The organism is Streptomyces viridochromogenes DSM 40736, from assembly GCF_000158955.1.
In the GTDB taxonomy this organism is placed as follows: Bacteria; Actinomycetota; Actinomycetes; order Streptomycetales; family Streptomycetaceae; genus Streptomyces; species Streptomyces venetus.
The window spans coordinates 1,311,317-1,335,330 of record NZ_GG657757.1; the positions used below are offsets into that span (position 1 = coordinate 1,311,317).

At 72.8% G+C, this 24,014-nt stretch carries 18 protein-coding genes and 3 pseudogenes; 13 read left to right on the top strand and 8 right to left on the bottom strand.

All coding sequences use genetic code 11. From position 1 onward, the window contains the following. Position 1: 1 nt before the first annotated feature. A complete protein-coding gene (locus tag SSQG_RS05585) occupies positions 2–922 on the bottom strand; it encodes an ABC transporter ATP-binding protein (RefSeq protein ID WP_003988743.1) in 921 nt (306 codons plus the stop codon). A gap of 108 nt (positions 923–1,030) precedes the next feature. On the opposite strand from SSQG_RS05585, the gene SSQG_RS43915 reads away from it, so the two are divergent. The 5 genes and pseudogenes from SSQG_RS43915 (at position 1,031) to SSQG_RS05600 (ending at position 4,115) form a co-directional block, all read left to right on the top strand. Further along, entirely contained in the window at positions 1,031–1,711 is a 681-nt protein-coding gene (locus tag SSQG_RS43915) for a hypothetical protein (protein ID WP_003988744.1), read from the top strand. After that, positions 1,677–1,748: pseudogene (locus SSQG_RS43920) on the top strand (hypothetical protein); the annotation flags it as partial. The gene SSQG_RS43915 and the pseudogene SSQG_RS43920, both read left to right, overlap by 35 nt. Positions 1,749–1,980: 232 nt before the next feature. Further along, positions 1,981–2,208, top strand: coding sequence for a hypothetical protein (locus tag SSQG_RS43925; protein ID WP_425315029.1), 228 nt, complete (start codon positions 1,981–1,983; stop codon positions 2,206–2,208). A gap of 14 nt (positions 2,209–2,222) precedes the next feature. Beyond that, entirely contained in the window at positions 2,223–2,885 is a 663-nt protein-coding gene (locus tag SSQG_RS05595; RefSeq protein ID WP_003988746.1) for a response regulator transcription factor, read from the top strand. Between the two features lie 87 nt (positions 2,886–2,972). Continuing rightward, on the top strand, positions 2,973–4,115 hold the full coding sequence (locus SSQG_RS05600; protein WP_039932004.1) for an ROK family transcriptional regulator: 1,143 nt from the start codon (positions 2,973–2,975) through the stop codon (positions 4,113–4,115). Positions 4,116–4,235: 120 nt separating this feature from the next. On the opposite strand, the gene SSQG_RS05605 is transcribed toward SSQG_RS05600, so the two are convergent. After that, positions 4,236–4,997 carry a GntR family transcriptional regulator gene (locus tag SSQG_RS05605; protein ID WP_003988748.1) on the bottom strand — a complete coding sequence of 254 codons (762 nt, stop codon included), beginning with the start codon at positions 4,995–4,997 and terminating at the stop codon, positions 4,236–4,238. Between the two features lie 181 nt (positions 4,998–5,178). Further along, on the bottom strand, positions 5,179–6,063 hold the full coding sequence (locus SSQG_RS05610; RefSeq protein ID WP_003988749.1) for an RNA polymerase sigma-70 factor: 885 nt from the start codon (positions 6,061–6,063) through the stop codon (positions 5,179–5,181). 110 nt (positions 6,064–6,173) lie between these two features. On the opposite strand from SSQG_RS05610, the gene SSQG_RS05615 reads away from it, so the two are divergent. The 5 genes from SSQG_RS05615 (at position 6,174) to SSQG_RS05635 (ending at position 12,344) form a co-directional block, all read left to right on the top strand. Continuing rightward, positions 6,174–6,827 carry an NADPH-dependent F420 reductase gene (locus tag SSQG_RS05615; RefSeq protein WP_003988750.1) on the top strand — a complete coding sequence of 218 codons (654 nt, stop codon included), beginning with the start codon at positions 6,174–6,176 and terminating at the stop codon, positions 6,825–6,827. Between the two features lie 109 nt (positions 6,828–6,936). Further along, positions 6,937–7,767, top strand: coding sequence for an alpha/beta fold hydrolase (locus SSQG_RS05620; protein WP_003988751.1), 831 nt, complete (start codon positions 6,937–6,939; stop codon positions 7,765–7,767). Between the two features lie 65 nt (positions 7,768–7,832). After that, positions 7,833–9,254: a PLP-dependent aminotransferase family protein gene (locus SSQG_RS05625; protein WP_003988752.1), complete on the top strand. Its 1,422-nt coding sequence runs from the start codon at positions 7,833–7,835 to the stop codon at positions 9,252–9,254. Positions 9,255–9,393: 139 nt separating this feature from the next. Further along, positions 9,394–10,968: an alkaline phosphatase D family protein gene (locus SSQG_RS05630; RefSeq protein WP_039932007.1), complete on the top strand. Its 1,575-nt coding sequence runs from the start codon at positions 9,394–9,396 to the stop codon at positions 10,966–10,968. Positions 10,969–11,090: 122 nt separating this feature from the next. Beyond that, on the top strand, positions 11,091–12,344 hold the full coding sequence (locus tag SSQG_RS05635; protein ID WP_003988754.1) for a GNAT family N-acetyltransferase: 1,254 nt from the start codon (positions 11,091–11,093) through the stop codon (positions 12,342–12,344). A 9-nt stretch (positions 12,345–12,353) separates the two neighbouring features. Here the strand turns inward: SSQG_RS05635 and SSQG_RS05640 are convergent, their stop codons facing one another. Beyond that, positions 12,354–13,574 (bottom strand): trans-sulfuration enzyme family protein, encoded by a 1,221-nt coding sequence (locus SSQG_RS05640; protein ID WP_003988755.1) that lies wholly within the window; start codon positions 13,572–13,574, stop codon positions 12,354–12,356. A 59-nt stretch (positions 13,575–13,633) separates the two neighbouring features. Here SSQG_RS05640 and SSQG_RS05645 point away from each other — a divergent pair, with 59 nt between their 5' ends. Together SSQG_RS05645 and SSQG_RS05650 are read left to right on the top strand one after the other, a co-directional pair. Then, positions 13,634–14,125 carry an Lrp/AsnC family transcriptional regulator gene (locus SSQG_RS05645; RefSeq protein ID WP_003988756.1) on the top strand — a complete coding sequence of 164 codons (492 nt, stop codon included), beginning with the start codon at positions 13,634–13,636 and terminating at the stop codon, positions 14,123–14,125. Between the two features lie 32 nt (positions 14,126–14,157). Beyond that, on the top strand, positions 14,158–15,849 hold the full coding sequence (locus SSQG_RS05650) for a DUF885 domain-containing protein (RefSeq protein WP_003988757.1): 1,692 nt from the start codon (positions 14,158–14,160) through the stop codon (positions 15,847–15,849). Positions 15,850–15,895: 46 nt separating this feature from the next. On the opposite strand, the gene SSQG_RS05655 is transcribed toward SSQG_RS05650, so the two are convergent. The 4 genes and pseudogenes from SSQG_RS05655 to asnB form a co-directional block, all read right to left on the bottom strand. Continuing rightward, a complete protein-coding gene (locus tag SSQG_RS05655; protein WP_003988758.1) occupies positions 15,896–16,414 on the bottom strand; it encodes an immunity 21 family protein in 519 nt (172 codons plus the stop codon). Positions 16,415–16,478: 64 nt separating this feature from the next. Further along, positions 16,479–19,475: pseudogene (locus SSQG_RS05660) on the bottom strand (AAA family ATPase). Beyond that, positions 19,472–20,635, bottom strand: a complete 1,164-nt coding sequence (locus SSQG_RS05665; protein WP_003988760.1) for an exonuclease SbcCD subunit D — start codon at positions 20,633–20,635, stop codon at positions 19,472–19,474. Before SSQG_RS05665 ends, SSQG_RS05660 begins: the two are co-directional and overlap by 4 nt. 184 nt (positions 20,636–20,819) lie before the next feature. Further along, positions 20,820–22,673 carry an asparagine synthase (glutamine-hydrolyzing) gene (asnB, locus tag SSQG_RS05670; protein ID WP_003988761.1) on the bottom strand — a complete coding sequence of 618 codons (1,854 nt, stop codon included), beginning with the start codon at positions 22,671–22,673 and terminating at the stop codon, positions 20,820–20,822. A 682-nt stretch (positions 22,674–23,355) separates the two neighbouring features. Here asnB and SSQG_RS05675 point away from each other — a divergent pair. Then, positions 23,356–24,014 (top strand): annotated as a pseudogene (locus SSQG_RS05675) (phenylacetate--CoA ligase family protein); the annotation flags it as partial.

The following is a 24,014-nucleotide window of genomic DNA, read 5'->3' on the forward strand; positions in this document are numbered from 1 at the left end:
GTCATGCCTCCTGCGGCTGCGCGGTGAACTCGGCCTCGGCCGAGGTGAGGTCGAAATAGGCCTGTTCCAAGGTGCCCTCCTCGGCCGCGAGTTCCAGGACCGGCACACCCGCGGCGGAGGTGACGCGACCGATGTCGTCCACGCGTGCGTGGTCCACGCTCCAGTGCCCGTCCACGTGTTCCACGGCTTCGTGGCCGTGCTCGGCGAGAGCACTCTTGAGCGCCACGGGGTCGGTCGTACGGATCCGCACCCGGGGTCGCACGCGTGCGTGGATGAACTCGCGCATCGGGGTGTCGGCCAGGAGCCGGCCCCGGCCGAGGACGACGAGGTGGTCCGCGAAGGACGCCGTCTCGTTCATCAGATGGCTGGAGACCAGGACCGTGCGCCCCTCCCCCGCGAGCCGGCGCAGCAGCTGCCGGATCCACACGATGCCTTCCGGGTCGAGGCCGTTGGACGGCTCGTCCAGCATGACCACCTCGGGATCGCCCAGCAGGGCGGCCGCGATGCCGAGTCGCTGGCGCATGCCCAGGGAGTACGTCCGCACCCGGCGCCGGGCCACCGAGGCCAGGCCCGTCTCCTCCAGCACCTCGTCCACGCGGTGGTCCGGGATGCGGTTGCTCACCGCCAGCACACGGAGATGGTCGCGGGCGGTACGGGAGCCGTGTGCGGCCTGCGCGTCGAGCAGGGCGCCGACGTGGCGCAGGGGTTCGCGCAGGGCCCGGTAGGCGCGGCCGCCGATGGTGGCGCAACCGGCGGTCGGCCGGTCGAGGCCGAGCACCAGCCGCATGGTGGTGGACTTTCCGGCTCCGTTGGGGCCGAGGAAGCCGGTGACACGGCCGGGCAGGACACGGAAGGTGAGGTCGTCCACGGCTCGTGCGGTGCCGAACTCCTTGGTGAGATCCTGGACTTCGATGCTGGTCATGGCAGCAGCGTGGCGTTCCGCCGGGGGTGCCGTCCTCCCCCGGCCGTGGAGATCCTCTCCCCCGTGCGGGGGAGGCTCGCTGTCAGTGGCGGCTGGCACGATGGCGCGATGGTCCGCATGCTGCGCCCGCTCACGCGGGCGGTGACGTACAAACGGTGGCTGCACATGGTGGTGGCCATCGTGTGGCCGTCGTTGTGGATTTTCATCCAGGAAGCGTGGTGGACCCAGGTCACGGCCGCCGTGCTGCTGGGGCTCGCGGGTCTCGTGCCCATCACACGGGTCGTGGAGGGATTCCAGGCCAGGCTGCTGCTGATCGACCACCGGCAGGAGGGTGACAGCCCGGAGATCGCGACCACCCCGTCGGCCACATGGGGGGACCGCGGGCGAACGGTGGTGTGGCTGGAGGCGCGGCTTGTCTTCGGCTGGGCCGTGGCCCACCTCTCCCTCCAGTTGCCCCTTTTCGCGATCGACTTGCTGACGACCGGGCTCGGTCTCGGGCCCTGGGCCGATGGATTCGTGACCGTCGAGGAGAACCACTGGTGGCACGCCGTGGTCGCACCCGTGCCGTTGATTCTGTGCCCCGTCGTCGTGGTGTGGTCCGGCCGCCTAATAAACCGTGCTGGCCGGGCGGCTCCTCGGGCCGTCGCCCGCCGAGCGGATGGCGGCGCTGGAGGAGCGCACCGAACAGTTGCTGGAACGCACGCGTATCGCCCGCGAGTTGCACGACTCCATCGGGCACGCGCTGACGGTCGCCGTGGTGCAGGCGGGCGCCGCACGGGCGGCCGGTGACCCGGGGTTCACGGACCGGGCGCTGGTCGCCATCGAGGAGACCGGCCGGGCCGCCCTGGAGGACCTGGAGCGGGTGCTGGGCGTTCTGCGCGAGTCGCGGAAGCCCGTGAGCAGCAGACCGACCCTGGCGGACGCGGACCGGCTGCTGGAGTCCGCGCGGGCCTCCGGAGCGAAGGTCGAGGCCGAGGTGACCGGACCCCGTGGACACCGTGCCGGGGTCCGGGTGTCCCGTGGAGGGCCTACCGGATCCTCCAGGAGGGCGCTGACCAATGTGCTGCGGGCATGCGGGGGCGGTTCCGGCTCACGTACGCGTCCAGGTCACCGGCGACACCCTCGTCCTCGCGATACGCAACCCGCTGACCTCGCCGATACCCGGCCCCGGACGTGGCAGCGGCCTGCGCGGCATACGCGAGCGCACGGCCCTGCTCGGCGGACGCGCCCGGACCGGACCGGACGAGGGAGACTGGCAGGTTCATGTCGAGCTTCCACTGAGTTGATCTAGGCTGGCCGGATGCCGGTCACCGTTCTCCTCGTCGACGACGAACCCCTGGTACGCGCGGGTCTGCGGGCCGTGCTGGAGGCACAGCCCGACATCGAGGTGGTCGGGGAGGCCGCGGACGGGGCGGCGGTGATCCCGCTCGTGCGTCGGCTGCGGCCGGACGTGGTCGCCATGGACGTACGAATGCCGCTGCTGGACGGTATCGAGGCCACCCGGGCGTTGCTGCGGACGGTCGACGATCCGCCGCGGATCCTCGTGGTGACGACGTTCGAGAACGACGAGTACGTGTACGAGGCGCTGCGGGCGGGGGCCGACGGGTTTCTGCTGAAGAGGGCCCGGCCGGCCGAGATCGTGCACGCGGTGCGGCTGATCGCCGAGGGCGATTCGCTGCTCTTCCCGGCCTCGGTACGGCAGCTCGCCGCCGAGTACGGGGACGAGGGCGGGAACCGGGCCGCGCGGGCGGCGATGGAACGGGCGCAGCTGACCGAGCGGGAGGCCGAGGTACTGCGGCTGATGGCGCGGGGGCTGTCGAACGCGGAGATCGCCGGCCGGCTGGTCGTCGGTACGGAGACGGTCAAGTCGCATGTGAGCGCCGTGCTGGCGAAGCTGGGAGCGCGGGATCGTACCCAGGCGGTGATCGCGGCGTACGAGTCCGGGTTCGTGGCGCCGGGGTGAGCGGCGGGCCGGGTGCCTGCCCCTCGCCGGGGCCCGGCGGGCCGAGTACGATCCGGCCAACACGCGCACGAGCTGGGAGGACGGACGGTGGGGCGGCTGACCGGCGGGGACCCCTCGCTGCTGCGAAGGATCAACTCCGCGGTGGTGCTGCACGCGCTGCGTGCCACGGACAGCGCGACGCTGACCGAGATCACCCGGGTGACGGGGCTGTCCCGGCCGACCGTCGAGGGCGTGGTCGAGGGACTCATCGAGGCCGGGCTCGTCGTCGAGAAGGCGGCCGAGGAGGGTGCGGCGCGGCGGCAGGGGCGGCCGGCGCGGCGGTTCCGGTTCCGTGCGGAGGCCGGGCATCTGCTGGGGCTGGAGATCGGGGCGCACCGGGTGGCCGCGCTCCTGGCCGACCTGGACGGGCGGGTGATCGGCTCCCAGGCCAGGGAGGTGGCCGAGACGGCCGGGGCCGACGAGCGCCTGGAACGGCTGCGCGGGGTCGTCGCCGAGCTGCTGCGCCGGGCCGGTGTCGCCCGCGGCTCGCTGCGGGCTGTGGGTGTGGCGACACCAGGGATCGTCGAGGCGGACGGCACGGTACGGCTGGGCACGGCGCTGCCCGGGTGGACGGGGTTGCGGCTGGGCGAGCGGCTGAGCCGGTCCTTCAAGTGCCCGGTGCTGGTCGAGAACGACGCGAACGCGGCGGCGGTCGCCGAGCACTGGAAGGGCGCGGCCTCCGAGTCGCAGGACGTGGTGTTCGTGCTGGCGGGGCTCAGTCCCGGGGCCGGCGCGCTGATCGGGGGCCGACTGCACCGGGGCTACGGCGGGGCGGCCGGCGAGATCGGCGCGCTGCACCTGCTGGGCCGGGAGGTGACGCCCGAGACGCTCCTGTCCACCACGGACGAGCCCCTCCACCCGCTGGACGAGCAGGCGGTAGCCGAGGTCTTCGCGCAGGCCCGGGAGGGCGACCAGCGGGCCCGCGCGGCCGTGGACCGCTTCATCCAGCGCCTGGTCCACGACGTGGCGGCCCTCGCCCTGGCCCTCGATCCGGAACTGGTCGTCATCGGCGGCTGGGCCGCGGGCCTGGACGGTGTCCTCGACCCCCTCCGTCACGAACTCGCCCGCTACTGCCTGCGCCCACCCGAGGTGACCCTATCCCGCCTCGGGGACGCGGCGGTGGCGACCGGCGCCCTGCGCCTGGCCCTGGACCACGTGGAGGAACAGCTGTTCACGGTGGAACGCCGCTGACGACAACGCCCCTCTCGGGGGCGCGGGCTGTGTCGATGTGCGGCTCCGCCGCGTGGGCGCGACCAGCCACGACGCACCCGCGGCCGCCGGCTCACCGCCCCCTTGAAACCGACGTGACGGTCAGGACGCCTGCCGCTGAGGCCCGGTGTGAATCTCCACCCCACCCGAGTCACCGAAGGTCAGTCGGCACGTGTCAGCGCGATACGTCGCAACCGACAGCGCGGCCGCACGCCCCGCGGACACGAACCGAGTCGTGACGACGAGAACGGGCGCCCCGGGAAGCCGGTCCAGCTCCTTCGCGTCGTCCGCCCCGGCGGAGCCGAGCTCCACCGCGTTCTCCTGGCGCTCCAGCTCCACACGCCGCAAGTCCCTCAGCACCGCACGCGCCCGTGCCGCCCCCGAGGACGCGTCGATCGCGGAGAGCTCGGACACCGATGACCGCGGGACGTACAGCAGCTCGGCGGCCACCGGCCTGCCCTGCGAGACGCGCGAGCGGCGCACGATGTGCACGGACTCGTCGCGTCCGGTCTCCAGTGCGTCGGCGACGGCCGCGGGCGGCACGGCCGCCGTGCAGTCGACGGGCTGCCAGGCGTCCTCGGAACCACCCGGCCAGGTGTGCGGGCCGGCGCCGAGGGAGACGCCCATGCGGGGCGGCGCGACGGTCGTGCCGACACCGCGGCGGCGCTGCAGCCTGCCCTCCAGTTCCAGCTGCTCCAGGGCCTGACGGAGCGTGGCGCGGGCGACGCCGAAACGGGCCGCGAGGTCGCGCTCGTTGGGCAGGATCTCCCCCACCGCGAACTCCGAGTCGAGCGCTTCGCTGAGCACGGTCTTGAGGTGCAAGTACTTCGGTTCCGGCACCGATTCCAGCTGCGTGGTCCCCACCCTGTCCTCCGCGATCGCCGTGGTCGGCGGCGTTTTAGCGCCCTTGTTTTTTAAAGGTTGTTTCACTTCTCTGCGACCATAGGTCCGCCCTGATCCTTGGTCAAGACCAATGCCCGGGAACGTTCACGGGGCGTTCGTCCGCGCGGTAAGGACGGTGGCGTACGGGCTGCGGCGGCGCCGTCTACGCGGTGGCCAGCGACCCCAGCTTGTCGGGGTTGCGGATGATGTAGACGGCCTGGACGCGGCCGTCGGCGATGTCGAGCTGGAAGACACTGTCGGGCCTGTCGCCCGACAGGACCAGCACGGCCGGGCCGCCGTTGAGTTCCAGGAAGCGCAAGGAGTGATCCGGGACGCCCTTCCGCGCGGCACCGACGAGGCAACGGCCCACCTTGTCGGCGCTCCGCAGCACCCGCAGCGGCGCCCGCGACTTGCCGCCGCTGTCGCCGACGAGACGGACGTCGGGGGCGAGCAGTTCCATCAGCCCTTCGAGGTCGCCGTCCGTCGCGGCGGCGAGGAACCGTTCGGTGAGGTCCCGGCGCTGGGCGGGGTCGACCTCGTAGCGCGGCCGGCGCTCCTCGACGTGTTTGCGGGCCCGCCCGGCCAGCTGGCGTACCGCCGCCTCGCCGCGGTCGAGCATGGCGGCGATGTCGGCGTACGGGAAGCCGAACGCCTCGCGGAGCACGAACACCGCCCGCTCCAGCGGCGACAGCGACTCCAGCACGACGAGGACGGCGAGCGAGACGGAGTCGGCGAGCACGGCCCGTTCGGCGGTGTCCGGCACGGTGTCGCCGAAGTCGGTGACGTACGGCTCGGGCAGCCAGGGGCCCACGTACGTCTCCCCGCGCGCCTTGATCTGGCGCAGCCGGTCGATGGCGAGACGGGTGGTGATCCGGACGAGGTAGCCGCGGGGTTCGCGCACATCACGGCGGTCCCCGCCCGACCAGCGCAGCCAGGCTTCCTGGACCACGTCCTCCGCGTCGGCCACACGGCCGAGCATGCGGTAGGCGACGCCCGTCAGGACGGGGCGGTGCGCTTCGAAGACGTCGGTCGCGGTCTCGGTGGTCACGGACTCCATCCCAGCCCACGGGTGCGGCCCTGTCCAGGCGGAATCGCCCGTTGCCGGACAGAATGGCCGGCAGGACGCCGGTGATCGGCGGCACAGCACAGGAGGTGGCGATGCGGTACGCGGTTCTGGGCACGGGGCAGGTCGGGCGCACGCTCGGTGGCCGGCTGGTGGAGCTGGGGCACGAGGTGCGGCTCGGCTCGCGGACGGCGGACAATCCGGCCGCCGTGGAGTGGGCCGCCGCCGCGGGCGCCGGGGCGAGCGCGGGGACGTTCGCGGAGGCGGCGGCGTTCGGCGAGGTCGTGGTGAACGCGGTCGGCGGGCGAGTTGCGCTCGCGGCACTGGAGGCGGTGAGGCCGGAGGACCTCGACGGGAAGGTCCTCGTGGACGTCTCCAACCCGCTGGCGTTCGAGGAGGGCGAGCTGCGGCTGTCCCCCGTGGAGTCGGACAGCGTGGGCGAGCAGATCCAGCGGGCCTTTCCGAACGCGCGCGTGGTGAAGACGCTCAACACCGTCAACTGCCAGGTGATGGTCGACCCCGGGCGGGTGCCGGGCGAGCACAACGTGTTCGTCTGCGGGGAGGACGCGCGCGCCAAGGAACAGGTGACGGCCCTGCTCGGGGAGTTCGGCTGGCCGGCCGACCGGGTGCTCGATCTCGGGGGCATCCGGGCGGCGCGCGCCGTCGAGATGTGGCTGCCGCTGTGGATGGGCCTGATGCAGAAGTTCGGGCACGCGGACTTCAACCTGGAGCTGCGCCGGGCGCGTTGAGCCGGGCGGGCGCCGGGAAGGTGGTCGCGACTCGGGGCTACCCGCCGGTAGTAATTGCTGACAAGCTGTCTACAGCGTCCGTCAGCGAGTCCAGCCGAGGAGCACCTCCATGCCCGCCACCGTCTCCTTCAAGGTCGCCTCCGCGCGAGGCGAGCAGAACGTGACCCTGTCCTACACGCGCGAGGGCAGCGGCGAACCGCTGCTCCTGCTGCACGGCATCGGCCACCACCGGCAGGTGTGGGACCCGGTCATCCCGGCGCTGGCGGCCGAGCGGGACGTGATCGCCGTGGACCTGCCCGGATGCGGCGAGTCGCCGGCGCTTCCGGACGGCATGGCGCACGACCTGCCGACGATGAACACCGTCCTCGCGGCACTGTGCGAGGCGCTGGCGATCGAACGGCCGCACGTGGCGGGCAACTCGCTGGGCGGCCTGCTGGCCCTGGAGCTCGCCCGGGCCCGGCTCGTCCGCTCCGTCACCGCCCTGTCGCCCGCCGGGTTCTGGAACGAGGCCGAGCGCCGCTACGCGTTCGCGGTGCTGACGGCGATGCGGCAGATCGCCCGGCGCATGCCGCTGCCCGTGGTCGAACGGCTGGCCCGCCCGGCGATCGGCCGCACCCTGCTGACGAGCACCATCTACGCCCGCCCGGGCCGCCGTTCGCCCGAGGCCGTGATCGCCGAGACCCTCGCGCTGGCCCGGGCCCAGGGCTTCTCCGAGACCCTGCGTTCGGGCAGGACCGTGCAGTTCACCGAGGACATCGTCGGCACGCCGGTCACCGTGGCGTGGGGCAACCGGGACCGGCTGCTCATCCCCCGCCAGGGCGTGCGGGCCAAGGGCGTCATTCCCCGTGCCCGGCTGGTGCGGCTGCCCGGCTGCGGCCACGTCCCGATGAACGACGACCCGGCCCTCGTCGCCCGGGTCGTCCTCGACGGCAGCCGCTGACCGGACACGGTCGTGCCCCTCGAACCTGCTCGGGGAACGCCCCGCCCGTCGGGCAGACTGACGGCATGAACCGCAACGCTCCCGCGTCCGCCGCCTGGGAACTGCTGCTCCCCGCCGTCTCGGCACCGGCACGCACCCGTGGCCGGGCGCTGCAGACGGCCCTGCGCGAGGCGGTGCGTTCGGGCAGGCTGGCGCCGGGCACGCGGTTGCCGTCGAGCCGGGATCTCGCGGCGGACCTGGGGGTCTCGCGCGGGCTCGTCACCCAGGCGTACGAGCAGCTGACGGCGGAGGGCTATCTGCGCAGCGGCCAGGGCGCCGGGACGTGGGTCGGCGCGGCGGTGCGGTCCGCCCGGCCTCGGGCGCGGGACCTCGCTCCGCGCCTGCCCGGTGCCCGGGCGGACTTCGTACCCGGGACGCCGGACCTGTCACTGTTCCCGCGCTCGGCGTGGGCGGCAGCGCAGCGCGGTGTGCTGGCGGAGCTGCCGCACCAGGAGCTGGGCTATCCCGATCCGCGCGGGCTGCCCCGGCTGCGCACCGCGCTGGCCGAACTGCTCGCCCGGCGGCGGGGCGTGGTGGCCGACCCGGAGCGGATCGTCGTCGTCTCGGGGGTGGCCCAGGCGACGACGCTGCTCGGATTCGCGCTGCACGCGCGCGGTGTGCGCACGGTCGGTGTGGAGGACCCGGGCAGTCCCCAGCACGACGCGCTGTACGCCTCGGCCGGCGTCACCGTCGTACCCCTGCCCGTGGACGGCGAGGGCATCACCCTGGAGCCGCTGCGGGCGTCGGGCGTCCGCGCCGTGGTGACGACACCGGCGCATCAGTTCCCCACCGGGATCGCCTACTCGGCGCGGCGCCGTGCGGACCTGCTCGACTGGGCGCGGGACGTGGACGGCATCGTCCTGGAGGACGACTACGACGGCGACTTCCGCTACGACCGTGCCCCGGTCGGCGCGCTCCAGGGCCTCGACCCGGACCACGTCGCCTACACCGGCTCGGTCAGCAAGTCCCTCGCCCCGGGACTGCGGCTGGGCTGGCTGCTGGTGCCCGAGTCGTGGGCGGAGGAGATCATCGAACGCAAGCGCACCATGGATCTCGGGCACCCGGCCCTCGACCAGGCCCTGTTCGCCTGCTTCCTGGAGCGCGGTGACTACGACCGCCAGCTGCGCCGCTGCCAGCGCGCCTACCGCGACCGCCGGGACGCCCTCACCACGGCCCTCACCGAGCACTTCCCCGGCTCCGAGGTCTCCGGGATCGCCGCGGGCCTGCACGTGATCGCCACCCTCCCCGAGCGGTACGGCCCCGAGGAGCGTTTCCTGGAGCACGTGACAACGGCCGGAGTGGCGGTACGCCCCCTGTCGGCCTACGCCCACACGCGAGCCGGGACCGCGGACGGGAAGAAGACGCGGCTGGTCCTGGGCTACGCCCATGTGCCGCCCGCCCGGATCCACGAGGGCATACGCCTGATGGCGGAGGCCGCCACGGGGTGACTCCCCCGGGCTCGCGCGCTTTTGCCGGTTCCCCTCCCCCCGCGGTCAGTTGTTCACTTGGGGTTCGCGTGTGCGCTGCGGCGTGCCAGTAGTTGTGGCTGTGCACACCTGGCCGGATCCCGTCCCTGGAGGCGTATCCATGTCACACCGTCCGTTCCCCGGGCGCCGTAGCGTCCTGCGTGGCTCGCTCGTCGCGTCGGCGGCCCTGTCCCTGCCCACCGCGCTCGGCGCGGCACCGGCCTTCGCACGGTCGGGGCGCCCGAAGGCGGGGTGGGGCGTCCAGGCGGGCGACGTGACCTCCGACTCCGGGCTGGTGTGGGTGCGGTCCGACCGTCCCGCCCGGATGATCGTCGAGACGTCGGCGACCGAGTCGTTCCGCAATCCGCGCAGATGGCAGGGCCCGCTGCTGGGCTCGGGCACGGACTTCACCGGCACCACCCGGCTGCGTGGCCTGCCGCCCGGCGAGCAGATCCACTACCGGGTGCTGCTCGCCGACCCGGACGACCCCCGCCGCACCGGCGAACCGGTCACCGGAACCTTCCGCACGGCGTCCGCCAAGCGCGGCGACGGCGTACGGTTCGTCTGGTCCGGCGACCTGGCCGGGCAGGGCTGGGGCATCAACCCGGAGTTCGGCGGCTACCGGATCTACGACGCGATGGCCGCACTCGACCCGGACTTCTTCCTGTGCAGCGGCGACAACATCTACGCCGACGGCCCGATCACCGAGACGGTCGCCCTGCCCGACGGGCGCACCTGGCGGAACATCACCACCGAGGAGAAGTCGAAGGTCGCCGAGACCCTGACGGAGTTCCGCGGCAACTTCCGCTACAACCTGCTGGACGAGAACCTGCGCGCCTTCAACGCCCGGATCCCGTCGATCATCCAGTGGGACGACCACGAGGTCACCAACAACTGGTACCCGGGCGAGATCCTCACCGACTCCCGGTACACCGAGAAGCGCGTCGACGTGCTCGCCGCCCGCGCCCGTCAGGCGTTCTCGGAGTACTTCCCGATCTCCACGCTGCGCCGCCCCGACGGCCGTGTCTACCGGGTCCAGCACCACGGCCCGCTGCTGGACGTCTTCGTCCTGGACATGCGCACCTACCGCAACGCCAACTCGCCGGACGACCAGCCCACCGACCCGCAGGGCATCCTCGGACGCGAGCAGCTGGAGTGGCTCAAGCGCGAGCTGGCCCGCTCCCGGGCGGTGTGGAAGGTGATCGCCTCCGACATGCCGATCGGCCTGGTCGTCCCGGACACCGGTGACGGCAAGCCGAACATCGAGGCCGTCGCGCAGGGCGATCCCGGCAAGCCGCTCGGCCGAGAGCTCCAGATCGCCGAATTGCTGCGGTTCGTCAAGCACCAGCGCATCACGGGCACGGTGTGGCTGACGGCCGATGTGCACCACACCTCGGCGCAGCACTACCAGCCGTCGCGGGCCGCCTTCACCGACTTCGAGCCGTTCTGGGAGTTCGTGTCGGGTCCCCTGAACGCCGGCGCCTTCCCGGCGAACGCGCTCGACGGCACCTTCGGCCCGGACCGGGTGTTCGTGAAGGCGCCGACCACCGCGAACGTCTCGCCCGCCGGTGGCTACCAGTTCTTCGGCGAGGTGGCCATCGACGGCGGCAGCGGCGAGCTGACGGTCCGTCTGCGGGAACAGGACGGCACCGTGCTGTTCACGAAGGTGCTCCAGCCGGGCCTGGTCGGCCAGTGAGGGACGAAGTACGGTACGGAGCACAACGTTTGAAGGATCGATAAGGAGGGCAAGCCAACTCTTTTACCCGCCAGTCACAGGGCGTTTGTGATCACGCAACACCGTTCGGTCACAGTGGGTGCATGACGCGAAAAGTGACTGAAGTGTCGGACCTGAACGACTGCCGCCCCGCCACCCCGTGGCAGCGGGTCACGGGCGCGGTCCACGCCTGGCGAACACGACGCCACGAACACGCGCCGCCGACGGGTGATACCGGGTCCTCGGCACCGGAGCAGGTGCCGGGGGCGAGCACGCTGTGGCGAATGCGGACGACGGTGAAGGACGAGCCGGGGTCCCTGGCGGTTCTGTGCACGGCCCTCGCCGAGCACCGGGTCGACATCCTGAGCCTGCAGACGCATCCGCTGGCCGCGGGCACGGTGGACGAGTTCCTGCTGCGTGCCCCTGGCGAGCTCCCGGCGTCCGGGATCGCCACGGCGGTCCGGACGGCCGGCGGCACCGACACCTGGATCGAACGGGCCGACGCCCACGACCTGGTGGACGCGCCGACCCGGGTCCTGGGGCTCGCCGCCCGCACCGCCGTGGACGCCGCGGAACTGCCCCTGGCGTTGCGCCAGTTGCTGGGCCGGTGCACGATCCGCTCGCTGCCCGCGCAGGCCGGCGGCGGCCGGGCGCCCGACGGGGTGCCCGTGGAGGGAGCCCTCGACGAGACGGTGATGCGCCTGCGCGGCCCGGAAGGCGGAGTGATCACCGTGGAGCGGCCGTACCTGCCGTTCACGCCGACCGAGTTCGCCCGGGCCAGGGCCCTGGTGGAACTGGACGCCCGGCTCGGTCCGCGCGTTCCGCACGGCCGGGACGTGCTCACCCTCGCCGAGGGGCGCGACATCACCGTGCGGCGGGCCGACACGCGTGATCTGGAGGCCGCGCGGGCGATGCACGAGCGGTGCTCGGATCGCACGCTGAAGCTTCGCTACCACGGGCCGGTCGGTGACGCCGGTCGCTACCTGAACCACCTCCTGAGTCCCCGCTACGGCCGCACGCTCGCCGTGCAGACGGCTTCCGGGCGCCTCGTCGGTCTCGGTCATCTGCTGTGGGACGGGGACGAGACGGAGGTCGCGCTGATCGTCGAGGACGCCTGGCAGCGGCGGGGTGTGGGGGCGGAGTTGCTCCGCAGGCTGGTGGGGATGGCCGGCGAGGCGGGGTGCTCGAGTGTGTACGCCGTGACGCAGGCGTCCAACACCGGGATGGTCGCGGCGATGCGGGGGCTGGAGCTTCCTCTCGACTACCAGGTCGAGGAGGGGACGCTGGTGATCACCGCACGACTCGGTGACGCTGCCGCCGAGCAGGCGGCCAGTCTGGGGAACGCCTCAGCGCCGTAGGCGCCCTGGTCAGCGTGCGGGTGCGGGTTCGGTGTGGTCGTTCGCGCGGTTCCCCGCGCCCCTGGAGGGGCGTTGTCCCAACGCCGCGTCCAGGTCCGACCACAGGTCCTCCACGTCCTCCAGGCCGACCGACATGCGCAACAGTCGGTCGCTCACCCCGGCGTCCCTGCGGTCCTCCGTGTCCACGATGCGGTGGCTGATGGACGCCGGGTGCTGGATGAGGGTGTCGACGCTGCCGAGGCTGACAGCGGGGGTGATCAGGCGGACTCCGGCGATGACCTCGTGCGGGTCGCCGTGCACCTCGAAGGACACCATCGCGCCGCCGATGCGCGGGTAGTGCACACGGACCGTACGCGGGTCGGCGGTGAGGCGGCGGGCGAGTTCGGCGGCGGTGGCGGAGGCCGCGCGGACCCGGACGGGGAGGGTGGACAGGCCGCGCAGCAGGAGGTAGCCGGCCAGCGGGTGCAGCACGCCGCCCGTGGCGAACCGCACCTGCCGCAGCCGTCCCGCGAACTCCTCGTCGCAGGCCACGACACCCGCCAGCACGTCCCCGTGCCCGCCGAGGTACTTGGTGGCGCTGTGCAGCACCAGCCGGGCGCCCTGTTCGGCGGGGCGCTGGAGGACGGGTGTCGCGAAGGTGTTGTCCACGAGCAGCGGGACCGAACCGCAGGCATGCGCCACCGCCCGCAGGTCGACTTCGGCGAGGGTCGGATTCGCCGGGGACTCCACCATCACCAGGCCGGTGTCCGGGCGCAGCGCGTCGGTGATCCCGGCCGGGTCGGTCCAGGTCACCTCCGAACCCAAAAGTCCGGCGGTCAGCAGGTGGTCGCTGCACCCGTAGAGCGGCCGCACGGCGACGACGTGGCGCAATCCCATCGAGGCCCGCACGAGAAGCACCGCGGTCAGCGCCGCCATACCGCTGGCGAACGCGACCGCCGCCTCGGTGCCCTCCAGGCGGGCCAGCGCGGTCTCGAAGCGGGCGACGGTCGGATTGCCCAGCCGCCCGTACACGGGCGGGCCGTCCGGCTCCGCGCCGGTGGCGGCGAAGGCGTCGATACGGGCGGCCTCGCCACGGCTGTCGTACGACGGGTAGGTGGTGGACAGGTCGATCGGCGGGGCGTGCAGCCCCTGTCGGGCGAGGTCGTCCCGCCCGGCGTGCACGGCCTCGGTCGCGAGTGCTCGTGGTGCGGTACGTATGTCGCCGTGGGCGCCCATGCTCGCTGTGTCCATGACGGAAGGGTGAACACCGAGCGGGTCTTCGACGGGAAACCCCGTGTTACGTTCGGCCTATGGCTGAAACCGTCGTACTGGATCCGGTGGACCTCCACCTGCTGCGGCTGCTGCAGAACGACGCCCGGACGACGTACCGGGACCTCGCCGCACAGGTCGGTGTGGCGCCGTCGACGTGCCTGGACCGGGTGGCCCGGCTGCGCCGCTCGGGCGTGATCCTCGGCCACCGTCTGGAGCTGGATCCGGCCAAGCTGGGGCGCGGGCTGGAGGCGCTGCTGTCGGTGCAGGTCCGGCCGCACCGGCGGGAGCTGGTCGGGCCGTTCGTGGAGCGGATCCGGGCCCTGCCGGAGTCGCGGACCGTCTTCCATCTGACCGGGCCGGACGACTATCTCGTGCATGTCGCGGTCGCCGACATGGCCGACCTTCAGCGGCTCGTGCTGGACGAGTTCACCGCGCACCGGGAGGTCGCCCGGGTGGAGACCCGGCTGATCTTCCAGCAGTGGGAGTGCGGTCCGCTGCTGCCGCCTACGCCCTCGGCTCAATCCGGATGACGCGCGCTGCCCCGCGTACCAGGATGGTCGGCATGTCTGAGATCAAGAGCCCGCTGCCCCGAGAGGTCGCCGACACGTACGTCGACGAGCTCGTCGCCCTCGACCCGATCACCGGCACGTTCCTCGGCGTGAAGGAGAGTTCGAGCAGGCTGCCCGACACCTCACCCGCGGGCCAGGAGGCGGTCGCCGAGCTGGCGCGCCGCACGCTGGCGCGGCTGGACGAGGCGGAGCGGCGGCCCGGCGCGGACAGTGACGTCGAACGCCGTTGCGCGCGGCTGCTGCGCGAGCGGCTCACCGCCGAACTCGCGGTGCACGAGGCCGACGAGAGCCTGCGTTCCGTGAGCAACCTGAGCTCGATCGCCCATGCGGTGCGGCAGGTGTTCACCGTGACGCCGGCGCAGACGGAGGAGGACTGGGCCGCGATCGCCGAGCGGCTGCGCGCGGTCCCCACCGCCCTGGAGGGCTACCGTGAGTCCCTGGCCCTCGGCCTGGAACGGAAGCTGTACGGCGGGCCGCGTGCCACGGCCACGTTCGTGCGGCAGCTCGGCGAGTGGGCGGACACCGACGGCCAGGGGCTCGGCTGGTTCGAGACCTTCGCGGCCACCGGCCCCGACGCGCTGCGGTCCGAGCTGGACACCGCGGCCCGCCAGGCCACCGAGGCCGTCGTACGGCTGCGGGACTGGATGCGGGACGTGTACGCGCCGGCGGTCGAGGGCGCCCCGGACGTGGTGGGCCGGGAGCGGTACGCGCGCTGGGTGCGCTACTTCAACGGCACCGACCTCGACCTGGACGAGGCGTACGCGTACGGCTGGTCCGAGTACCACCGCCTCCTCGGCGAGATGAAGGCGGAGGCCGAGAAGATCCTGCCCGGCGCGGCCACGCCATGGGTGGCGCTGGCGCACCTGGACGAGCACGGCACGCACATCGAGGGCGTCGACGAGGTGCGGGAGTGGCTCCAGTCGCTGATGGACGAGGCGATCGAGGCGCTCGACGGCACCCACTTCGACCTGGCCGAGCGGGTCCGCCGGGTCGAGTCGCGCATCGCCCCGCCGGGCAGCGCCGCGGCCCCGTACTACACGGAGCCGTCGGACGACTTCTCGCGGCCGGGCTGCACCTGGCTGCCCACCATGGGCAAGACACGTTTCCCGGTCTACGACCTGGTCTCCACCTGGTACCACGAGGGCGTGCCCGGCCACCACCTCCAGCTGGCCCAGTGGAAGCACGTGGCGCAGGACCTCTCCCGCTACCAGGCCGGTGTCGGCATGGTGAGCGCCAACGCCGAGGGGTGGGCGCTGTACGCGGAGCGGCTGATGGACGAACTGGGCTTCCTGACCGACGCGGAGCGCCGGCTGGGCTACCTGGACGCGCAGATGATGCGGGCCGTCCGCGTCATCATCGACATCGGCATGCACCTGGAGCTGACGATCCCCGACGACTCGCCCTTCCACCCCGGCGAGCGGTGGACGCCCGAGCTGGCGCAGGAGTTCTTCGGCTCGCACAGCAGCCGTCCCGCGGACTTCGTGGAGAGCGAGCTGACCCGCTACCTGTCCATGCCGGGCCAGGCCATCGGCTACAAGCTCGGCGAGCGGGCCTGGCTGCTGGGCCGTGAGCAGGCCCGCGCACGTCACGGTGCCGCCTTCGACCCGAAGGCATGGCACATGGCCGCCCTGTCGCAGGGCTCGCTGGGCCTGGACGACCTGGTGGACGAACTGTCGCAGCTGTAGGAGGGGACCACCGCCGGAAGCCGCCGGCGTCGCTGAGGCGTGGCGGCTACCGGGGGGACACGAGGCGGAGTTGGACGAGGTCCAGCCAGGTCTCGGGGCCGGGCTGGACCCTTGCCGCGCGCACCGCGTATCTGCCCGGCTCCAAGCGGACTCGTACGTGGTCGGATGCCGACGGGTCCGTGCCGGGCCACGCGGCGTCGAACAGGAGGACCGTGCCCGGCACGTCCCAGTGCACCTCCGGCTCCCACTCCGCGGCGGCGACGGCCGGTGGGACGCTCGCCAGCAGTTCGGCCTCGGAGTCGCCCGCGCACCACCGGACGAAGACACCCTGGTCAGGCAGGTAGGCGGTGGATGCGGGCTCGCCGCCGAGCACCAGCGCCGTGCAGTCGCCGACCGGCAGCAGTCCGACGTGTCCGTCCACCTCGCAGGCCCGGTCGTAGTCCGACGCCGTCTCCTCACCGTCGGCGCCCGCCCAGAACGGCAGGACCGTCTCGGGTACCGCTATCAGCGGCCCGCCGCCCGACTCGACCCACTCCACCGCGCCCGGCTCCGCGTATCGCACCATGGGGCAAGAACCTACAAGGCCAGCTCGCCACATCACGTAGCGGGTTAGGACCTTCCGACAATCCTCACGTGCCGCGCTGCCGCAGCACCGATCCCGACCTGCCCTTGACGACCTCCAGTTGCGCGTGGATGCGCCGCCGCAGGTCGGCCACATGGCTGACGATGCCGACGCTGCGGTCGCGTTCGCGCAGGGAGTCCAGGACGTCGAGGACCTCGTCGAGCGTCTGGTCGTCGAGGCTGCCGAAACCCTCGTCGATGAAGAGGGTGTCCAGCCGCACCCCGCCCGCCTCGTCCGTGACGACATCAGCGAGTCCGAGGGCGAGGGCGAGGGAGGCGAAGAACGTCTCGCCGCCCGACAGCGTCGCCGTGTCCCGCTCGCGGCCCGTCCAGGCGTCGACGACGTGCAGTCCGAGTCCGCTGCGGCCGCGTCCGGTGCGGTCGTCGGAGTGGACGAGGGTGTAGCGGCCGGACGACATGCGCCGCAGCCGTACGGGTCGCCGCCGCGGCGACCTGTTCCAGCCGGGCCGCGAGCACGTACGACTCCAGCCGCATCCGGCGTTCGTTGTCGGTCGATGTGCCGGCGGTGAGGCCGGGCCATACGGGGCGGCCCGGTCGTACTCCTCGCGCAGCGGCGCCAGCCGGCGCACGGAGGCGGTCGCCCTGGCGGACAGGCGGTCGAGTTCGGCGCACCGACGCCGGGCGGCGTCGTGTGCGGAGGCGGCGCCGCGCAGGCGGAGGGCCGCCTCGTCGGCGGCCTGCTGCGCCGAGACGACATCGGCGGGATGCCGCCCGGCGGCGGCCGTGGTGTCGGCCTCGGCGAGGACGGCCCGGACGGCGGCCTCCTCGTGCTGCCAGGCGTCCAGGCGGCGTTGCAGTTCGCGGTGGGTCTCGTGGTCGAGGAGGGCGGCGGCCGCGTCCTGGGGGGTGTCGAAGCCGGCACGGAAGGCGGCGTCGGCGAGCCGGGCGTCGGCGTCCTTGAGCCGCTGTGCGGTGTCGGCGGCGGCGCGGGCGGTGTCGGCGGCGTCGGTGAGCAGCGCGGCGCGGCGCTCCAGCTGTGCGGCCCGTGCGGCGACGCTGTCCAGGGTGCCTCGCGCCAGGTCCAGTTCCTCCTCCAGGGCGGCGCGTTCGCGCTCCAGCCGCTCCCGGCGGCCCACCCGTGCGGCGGTCCGCACCGCGGCCTCCTGCCGGGCGGCGACGCGCTGTTCGTGCTCGTGCCCGGCCTGCCGCAGCCGCTCCTGCGCGAAGTGCAGTCCGGCGGCGCCGTCGCGGGCCCGCGTGTACCGCTGCTCCAACTCGGCCGCCTCCTGGGCGAGGCGGTCGGTGGGGGTGTCACCGGCCTCGGCGGTGGCGGCGGCGAGCGCCTCCCGGGCGACACCCAGCCGCCGCTCGTCCTCGGCGCGCTGTTCGTCGGCGCGCTGGTAGGCGGCCAGGGCGTCTTCCTCCGCCTCGCGGTCGACGTGTCCGGCGACCTTGCGGGCGGGGGCCGGGTGTTCGGTGGCGCCGCAGACGGCGCAGGGCTCGCCGGTGGCGAGGTTCGCGGCGAGTTCGGCGGCGATGCCGGTCAGGCGCTGTTCCTTGAGGTCGAGCCAGTGCTGCTTGGCGCGCAGTGTCCGGTCCCGCGCCTCGCGGACCCGGTCGGCGGCCTGGTCCGTGTCCTCGGCGAGCCGGTCACGCTGCCGGGCCGCCTTCAGCCGCTGCCGCGCGGGCTCACGCCGTTCGGCGAGCTGTTCGGCGAGGGCGGCGGCCCGCTGCGCGGAGTCGACGCGGTCCTGCAGGGCGGTGCGGGTCTCCTCCCAGCCGTCGAGCCAGGCCTCCGCCTCCTGGAGGACGTCCGCGTCGGCGCGCTCCTGGCGGTCCAGGCCGGTGCGCTCGTCGAGGAGTTCGGCGAGTCGCCATTCGGCGCGGCGGGCCGAGTCCAGTCCGCCCAGTTCCTCGGCGGTGCGGCGGGCGGCGGTGGCGAGTCCGGCCACGCCCGCGTCGGCGAAGCTCTCGGGCAGCAGGGCACGCGCGCGTGTCTCGGCGGCTGCTGCCCGCCGGTGTTCGGCCTCGGCCGACTCCCGCAGGTCGAGTGCGGGCGCGACCGCCTCGGCCTTGCGGGAGCGCTCCATGCGCGCCTGTGCCTCCCGGTACGCCTCGGCGCCCTCCTCCAGGCGCGCCGCGCGTTCCCGCGCCTGCGCGTGCCGCCCCTGGAGCCGGGCGAGTTCGCGTACGTCGTCGAGGGCGCGGTCGGCGGCGGCCTGGGCGGACTCGGCGGCGGTGAGGGTGCGCTCGGCGACGGTGAGCTGCTCGCGGGCGGTGCTGCGGGCGACGGCCGCCGCACCCAGGACCGCCTCGGCCAGTCCGGGTTCGCCCGGGGCCAGCTCCGGCAGCTCCATGGCGTCGCCCGCGGCCTGCTGCATGCGGTGGGCGTCGGCCAGCAGTTCGGCGTCCCCGTCCCGTACCCGGGCCTCGGTGGCCCGGCGGCGCTCGGCGAGGCGCTTCTCGACGTCGGCGAAGCGGCGGGTGTCGAACAGCCGGCCGAGCAGTTTGCCGCGGGCCTCGGCGTCGGCGCGCAGGAACCGTGCGAAGTCGCCCTGCGGCAGCAGGACGACCTGGCAGAACTGTTCCCGGCTCATGCCGAGCAGCTGGGTGATCTCCTCGCCGATCTCCTGGTGCGAGCGGCTGAGGTCCTTCCAGGCGCCGGCTGTGGAGTCGTACTCGCGGAGCCAGGTCTGGGCCTTGTCCAGGGTCGTGCCGGTGCCGCGTTTCTTGGGGCGTTCCCAGGGCGGCTGCCGAGTGATCTCCAACCGGCGTCCGGCGACGGTCAGTTCGAGGGCGACCTCGGTGCGGGTCGCGGGCGCGGCGTGGTCGCTGCGCAGGGTGACGCCCTGTCCGCCGCCCTGCCGTGCGCCCGGCACCGAGCCGTACAGGGCGTAGCACACGGCGTCGAGGACGGAGGTCTTGCCCGCGCCGGTCGGTCCGTGCAGCAGGAACAGCCCGGCCGCCGACAGTTCGTCGAAGTCGACGGTCTGGGTGCCTCCGAAGGGGCCGAAGGCGGTGATCGTGAGCCGGTGCAGCCTCACCGGGCCACCTCCCGTACGGTCTCGTCGGTCCGCACGGCGTCGAACGCGTCCCGCAGCACGCCCTGTTCGCGGGCGTCGGGTCCGGCGCCGCGCACGTGGGCGACGAAGTCCTCCGCGATCTGCTGGTCGGTGCGGCCGGCGAGACGCCGGGCGTAGGACACCTCGGGGTCGTCCTCGGCCCGGTCGGGGTCGAAGACGAGGCTGAGGGTGTGCGGGAAGCGCTCGGTGAGGCGGGCCATGGGGTCGGCCGGGCGGACCGGGTCGGTGAGCGTCGCCTCGACCCAGGCCTCCTCGTGCCGCGCGAGTTCCGGGTCGGCGAGCAGGTCCTCCAGCGGGCCCCGGATCCGGGCCAGGGGGCGCGGCACGGGGCAGTCGAGGCGCTCGGCGTCGACGGTGCCGTCGGCGGCCAGGTCGACGAGCCACATGCTCTTGCGGTGGGTGGCCTCGGAGAAGGAGTAGGGCAGCGGGGAGCCGGAGTAGCGGACGCGGTCGGTGAGGGTCTGGCACCCGTGCAGATGCCCGAGCGCCACGTAGTCGACACCGTCGAACACGCCGGCGGGCACCGCCGCCACGCCGCCGACGGTGATGTCCCGTTCGCTGTCGCTGGGTTCGCCGCCGGTGACGAAGGCGTGCGCGAGGACGACGGAGCGGGTGCCGGGCGTGCGCGTGGCGAGGTCGGCGCGGACCCGGTCCATGGCGGCGGCCAGCACGGCCTCGTGCCCCGCCTTCTCCACGCCGAACTCGTCCTTCACCAGCGCCGGTTCGAGGTACGGCAGCCCGTAGAAGGCGACGTCTCCCCGGGCGTCGGCCAGGACCACCGGGGTGCCCGCCGCCGAGGGCTCGGTCCGCAGGTGGATCCCGGCCCGCCCGATCAGGCCCGCTCCGACCCCCAGCCGGCGGGCCGAGTCGTGGTTCCCGGAGATCATCACCGTGGGCACGCCCAGGGCGGCGAGCCGGTGCAGGGCGTCGTCGAACAGCTCGACCGCGGCGAGCGGTGGCACCGCCCGGTCGTACACGTCGCCCGAGACGACCACCGCGTCCACGGCCCGCTCCCGCACGGTCGTGACGAGGTGGCCGATGAACTCGGCCTGGGCGCCGAGCATGTTCACCCGGTGGAACGACCGGCCGAGATGCCAGTCGGACGTGTGCAGCAGTCTCAAGACCCTGCTCCGACCTGCATGTCTCCCCCTGTTACCGCTCCACGATCCGGGCGGGCCGGAGTGGCCCGCTGTCAGCACCCACCACGCTAACGCGTGCGGGCACCTGGTCCACCACGAACCTCGGCACACCACTCACAACCGGTGCCGAATCACCGGAATTGTCCGTGATCGCGGGTGGATCGGGTCACTCCGGGGCGATGTCGTACTCCCGCATCCACCGGTCGAGGTACAGGGCGGTCTCCAGGCCGTTGCGGTGCAGTTGGGTGTGGAAGTGGCCCTGCGGGAGGTCGAGCAGCCGGGTCAGCTCGGTGATGTCGACCACGTCGAAGGCGGGTGAGGAGCGGTCGGCGAGCAGTGCCTGGGTCCGGGTGCGCAGGTCCTTCTCGTAGAGCTGGTCGGCGGTGGTCGGGTAGGGGCTCTTCCGCCGTTCCAGCACGGACCTCGGCACGATGTCGCGGGTGGCCCGCTTGAGGAGACCCTTGGGGTCGCCGTCGGGTGTCTTGAGGTCCCAGGGCGTGTTGTGCACGTACTCGACCAGCCGGTGGTCGCAGAAGGGCACGCGGACCTCCAGGCCGGCGGCCATGCTGAGCCGGTCCTTGCGGTCGAGCAGGGCGGGCAGCCAGCGGGTGAGGTGCAGGTGGCTGATCTCGCGCATGCGGCGTTCCGACGGGGAGTCGCCGGGCAGGTGCCGGACCTCGGCGAGGGCCTCCTGGTAGCGGTCGGCGCGGTACTGCTCGAAGCGGGTGGCCGTGCGGAAGGCCGGGGAGAGCAGCTCGGGAGTGATGAGCTGCATCCGGCTGAGCCAGGGGAACGCCGCCGCCCGGATGACGGCGGGGTCGTGGAACCAGGCGTAGCCGCCGAAGACCTCGTCGGCCGACTCGCCGGACAGGGCGACCGTGGAGTGCTCGCGTATCCCGCGGAAGAGCAGGTGCAGCGAGGTGTCCACGTCACCGAAGGTGTAGGGCAGATCATGGGCGCGCAGGACTGCGTCGCGGTTGACGTCTCGGGTGAGCTCGTCGGCGGACAGCTCGATGAGCCGGTGGTCGGTGCCGATGTGCCGTGCGGCTTCGAGGGCGTAGGGGGAGTCGCGCTCCGGCCGGAAGTCGCTGGCCCGGAAGTCGGCCTCGCTGCCGGTGAAGTCCACCGCGAAGGACCGCACGGGAGGCTCCCCGGCGTCGGCCTGCACCCGGGCGGCGAGTGCGGTGAGGACGGTGGAGTCCAGGCCTCCGGAGAGCAGGGTGCACAGCGGCACGTCGGTGACCATCTGGCGGGAGACCGTGTCCTCCAGCAGGGCCCGCACGGTGTCGGCGGTGGTGCCGGCGTCGTCCTCGTGGGGCTGCCGTTCCAGGCTCCAGTACCGCTCGACGCGCAGCCCGTCGGCGTCGTAGGCGGCCACGCACCCCGGCGGCACCTCCTCGATGTCGCGGTAGGGGGTGACGCCCGGTGACTTCATCAGGCCGAGGAGGTCGGCGAGTCCCTGGCTGTCGAGCCGGGCCCGGAAGCGCGGGTGGGCGAGGATCGCCTTGGGTTCGGAGCCGAACAGGACGCCGCCGGCGAGCCGTCCGACGTACAGGGGCTTGATGCCGAGCCGGTCACGTACCAGGAGAAGGCGCCGATCCCGCTCGTCCCACAGGGCGAAGGCGAACATGCCGTTGAGGCGCCTGACGAAGTCCTGACCCCACTGGAGGTAGGCGCGCAGGACGACTTCGGTGTCCGAGCGGGTGCGGAAGGTGTGACCGAACCCACGGAGCTCCTCCCGGAGTTCGCGGAAGTTGTACACCTCGCCGCTGTAGCTGAGCACCACGGCCGGCTTCTCACCGGCGGGCCGGTCCGGCTCCGCGGACGCGGCCATGGGCTGCCTGCCGCCCTCGATGTCGATGATGGCCAGTCGGCGATGTCCGAGGACGGCGTGCGCGCCGACGTGGATCCCGGCGGCGTCCGGCCCGCGGCAGGCCATGGTCCGCACCATCGGCTCGACGCTGTCCACCTCCCGCGTCAGGTCGCCTCCGACGTCGGCCCAGCCTGCGATTCCGCACATGAGAAAGCTCCAAGTGAGGGAGTGAAAATGCGTGCTCACGGATTCGGATGAGGGTCGCGGACGGCCGTGGAAAACGGCGTGCGGCAGGCGCTTCAATGAGCGCGAAACCCGCTGTTTGAGATCATTTAACCGCGACTTCGAAAAGACTCCGGATTCACACCGGCGCCATAGAGGCTAAGCCGGAAAACCGACTCGGGCAACGTACCGATCGGTAGCCGCGTTGACATGACAACAGGTCCGTCGATTTTCAGTCGCACATGGCCGATTGAGGCCCCCGAGGCCGGTTGCACCGTCGACCTTTAGTGCTATACGTTCGCTGCGAGTCGGGTTCCTGGCCCCTCTGCCAAGCCCTGAGCTGTGGCCTCCCGACTCCCGCCGGGCGGCCCGTCGACGCCGACGTCACGGGAGCACGCACAGCCCCTCCCCTCTCCGGCTGTGCGCAAGCGACAAGCGATAAATGAGCGAGGTTCGTGTGATCCTGCACACCGACAAACGCCAGACATTACTTCGTGAGGCACAGGCCGAGATTCGGGAGAATCAAGGCCGCATCCCGACCGAGGACTTCTACGCGAGGAAACTCTCCGAAGCCTGGCGACGCGCGCGCGGAACAAGGGCCTACGGCCCTGGTGAGGGCCGGGACGATATCGGGGAGTTCTCCCCCGACCGATTCAGGGACCTGCCCGTGACCCCGCGTGAGTCGCTGAAGGCGCAGCCCATGCGCTACGCGGCCGTCACCCCCACCGACGCCTCGAAGTACTACGAGACCACCGGCACGACCGGGCAGCCCACGCCCACCCCGCGCCTGGCCGAGGACACCATCTGGAACACCGTCTCGGTGGCCGAGGCGTGGCGTCCGCTGCTCGGAGCGGACGAGCGCGTGGTGATCCTGCTGCCGTCCGACATCGTTCCGGTGGCGGATCTGGTCGCCGGGGTCTGCGAGTACCTGGACGTCGCCCACATCCGGGCCTATCCGTTCGCCACCGGCATCTCCGGCTGGGACCGGCTGGAGGCCATGTGGCGGGCCTACCGCCCCACCACGGTCTTCGTGGCCCCCGGTGTCGCCCTGCAGTTCACCCGGCTGCTGGCACAGCGCGGGGAGTTGGACGACCTGAGCTCGTCGGTCGACCGGCTGATGCTGCTCGGCGAGGTCAACACCGAGCCGTTCCGTACACGGCTGGGCACGTGGTGGAACGCCGAGGCCCACGACGCGAGTTACGGCAGCACGGAGACCGGCACGCTGGCCGCGGCCTGCGCGCACGGCCGCCAGCACCTGCTGCCCGCCGCCACCTACTTCGAACTGGCCACTCCCGAGGGAGCCGTCCCGCTGCACGACCGGGGCGG